The organism is Sphingobium psychrophilum (assembly GCF_012927105.1).
Lineage (GTDB): Bacteria > Pseudomonadota > Alphaproteobacteria > Sphingomonadales > Sphingomonadaceae > Sphingobium > Sphingobium psychrophilum.
Map to the genome: position 1 here is coordinate 1 of NZ_JABBFV010000067.1, position 2,158 is coordinate 2,158.

General features: G+C 58.4%; 3 protein-coding genes and 1 pseudogene. All 4 read left to right on the forward strand.

Annotation, left to right across the window (positions count from 1 at the left end; translation table 11 throughout):
* The coding region (locus HHL08_RS25170; RefSeq protein WP_169575575.1) for a DUF3616 domain-containing protein at nt 1–431 on the forward strand (431 nt) is incomplete at its 5' end.
* Nucleotides 400–1,212: an IS5 family transposase gene (locus HHL08_RS25175; protein ID WP_169575576.1), complete on the forward strand. Its 813-nt coding sequence runs from the start codon at nt 400–402 to the stop codon at nt 1,210–1,212. The genes HHL08_RS25170 and HHL08_RS25175, both read left to right, overlap by 32 nt.
* On the forward strand, nt 1,163–1,564 hold the full coding sequence (locus tag HHL08_RS26380) for a DUF3616 domain-containing protein (protein ID WP_408021809.1): 402 nt from the start codon (nt 1,163–1,165) through the stop codon (nt 1,562–1,564). The genes HHL08_RS25175 and HHL08_RS26380 overlap by 50 nt, the downstream gene beginning before the upstream one ends.
* 101 nt (nt 1,565–1,665) lie before the next feature.
* Nucleotides 1,666–2,034 (forward strand): annotated as a pseudogene (locus HHL08_RS25875) (PAS domain S-box protein); the annotation flags it as partial.
* Nucleotides 2,035–2,158 lie beyond the last annotated feature (124 nt).

The following is a 2,158-nucleotide window of genomic DNA, read 5'->3' on the forward strand; positions in this document are numbered from 1 at the left end:
TGAAATCTCCACGGAGCTTGATCGGAACAGACATCGCAAACCTCCTCCAGTTTGCGATGTTGAATCACGTTATAGCGTCTCGGGAAAGGCCCAACGAGTCAGATCCCACAAGCTTTGGTATTACAAAAATTCCCGCAAAGGAGGGCGGGGTCGATATCGAAGGCATCGCGGTGGTTGGTACACGTGTTGCTCTAGGCATGCGCGGGCCAGTCATAGGGGGGCATGGCGTCATCCTCGAGTTGGAAGTCGGCGTTTCAGGTCAGGGTGTACTGGGGCTTGAGGGCGATCCCGTCCGCAGGCTCGTCGCGTTAGAGGCTGTGTCGGAACGGGGTCGTAATGGTGGACGATCAGGCTTCAATGTGATTCCGAGGGGTTGCGACACCAACCTTGGAAGCCATCATGTGGAACCCGACCGCCCGCGCGCATCATAGCCGCGAGCAGCTTCGCTATGGAAGTGATCTTACCGACGCGGAATGGCATTTGATCGAGCCGTATCTGCCTGCGCCTTGCCATTGCGGTCGTCGACGCCGCTGGCCGATGCGGGAGATCATGGAAGCCATTTTCTACTTGCTGCGGGCGGGATGCCCATGGCGGCTTCTTCCCGACAGTTTTCCGCCATGGCGCACGGTTTACCGTTGGTTCTGTACTCTGCGCGATGACGGGGTATTCGAAAGCCTGAACCATCACCTTGTCCAGATCGACCGCGTACGAACAGGGCGAGAACCGATGCCATCGGCGGCGGTCGTCGACAGCCAGAGCGTGAAGACCACCGAAGCGGGTGGGCCGCGAGGCTATGACGCGGGCAAGAAGATCATGGGCCGCAAGCGCCACGCTATGGTCGATACCGATGGTCGCGCGCTTGAGCTGCTGGTCCATGGTGCCGACGTTCAGGATCGTGACGGCGCGGTGCCCTTGCTCAGGCAGTCACGCCAGCGGCATCCCTTCGTCGAGCGCACCTATGCTGACAGCGCCTACAATAGCGATCGCGTCCGTGACGCCACGTCCATCACGATCGAAATTGTCCGCAAATTCGCCGATCAGACCGGATTCGTCGTCCATCCCAGACGATGGGTGGTCGAACGAACTTTCGCATGGCTCAACCGAAATCGCCGCTTGGCCAAGGACTTCGAGCGAACCATCAAATCCGCAACTGCACTACTATATGCCGCCGCTGCTATCGTCCTCATCAGGCGCGTCGCTCGTTACGCATGAGATTCAAGACAGGCTCTTAGAGGGCTTGGGCGTGCAAGATCTTAAGCGTCTGGGCGATGACCTACTAATCCTGGCAGGACCAACGACCGGGCTCAGCGGTCCCTGCGCTATCTATCGCTGGCCAGGATGGGTGAACGACCCGCCCCATGATCCATCCAAGGTGCACCTTCATCGCCCGGAGCGCCTTCTGGAACTCCCGTTCGGTCGCGGGTCGGATCATCCTGAGGGGCTGGCCCTGTGGAAGCTGGAGGACGGCGCAATGGGTCTCATGGTCATTTACGATAGTCCATCTCCGCAGCGCGTCGATGTCGATGCAAGGTCCATTACCGCTGACGTCTTTCGCTTGCCCTGAGGGGAATATTCACGTTTTTTTCAGGTTGCGGAGAAGTAAGGCGGGTGCAGTCTCGACGGATAATGTTGGACGGGTATTTCCCCAGCAGGTACGCACGCGGCATGAGCCAGTTGCATGATCTTCGAAGCGAAAGCCTTGGCTCCGTCCTGAGAACCGCGCTGGACGCTGTCGTAGTGATGCGTACCGATGGCACGATAGCTGGATGGAACGACGTAGCGGAGAGAACCTTTGGCTGGTCATTCCGCGATGCCAGCGGCAGACGGATGAGCGACCTGATCATTCCCGAGCGGTTTCGGGCTGACCATGAAAAAGGTCTGGCGCATTTTCTCGCAACAGGAGAAGGGCCGGTCCTGAACCAGCATATCGAAATTCACGCCCTGCATCGCGATGGCCGCGAACTACCCGTCGAGTTGTCGATTACACAGACGAGCCAGTTCGGCGAACCCGTTTTCCTCGGGTTTCTGCGCGACATTATACCAAGACTCTCTGATCAGAACCTGTGCGCCCATTGGCGAAGTCCGATTGTCATGATGCGCCAGGGCTGATCAATGAGGAGGTTCCAGGCGAAGCAGCAATGGTCGACGATATTTTCGT

Excerpts from the sequence above, each read along its gene's own strand:
- HHL08_RS25175 (WP_169575576.1), top strand. The coding sequence starts at position 400 with ATGTGGAACCCGACCGCCCGCGCGCATCATAGCCGCGAGCAGCTTCGC.
- HHL08_RS26380 (WP_408021809.1), top strand. The coding sequence starts at position 1,163 with ATGCCGCCGCTGCTATCGTCCTCATCAGGCGCGTCGCTCGTTACGCAT.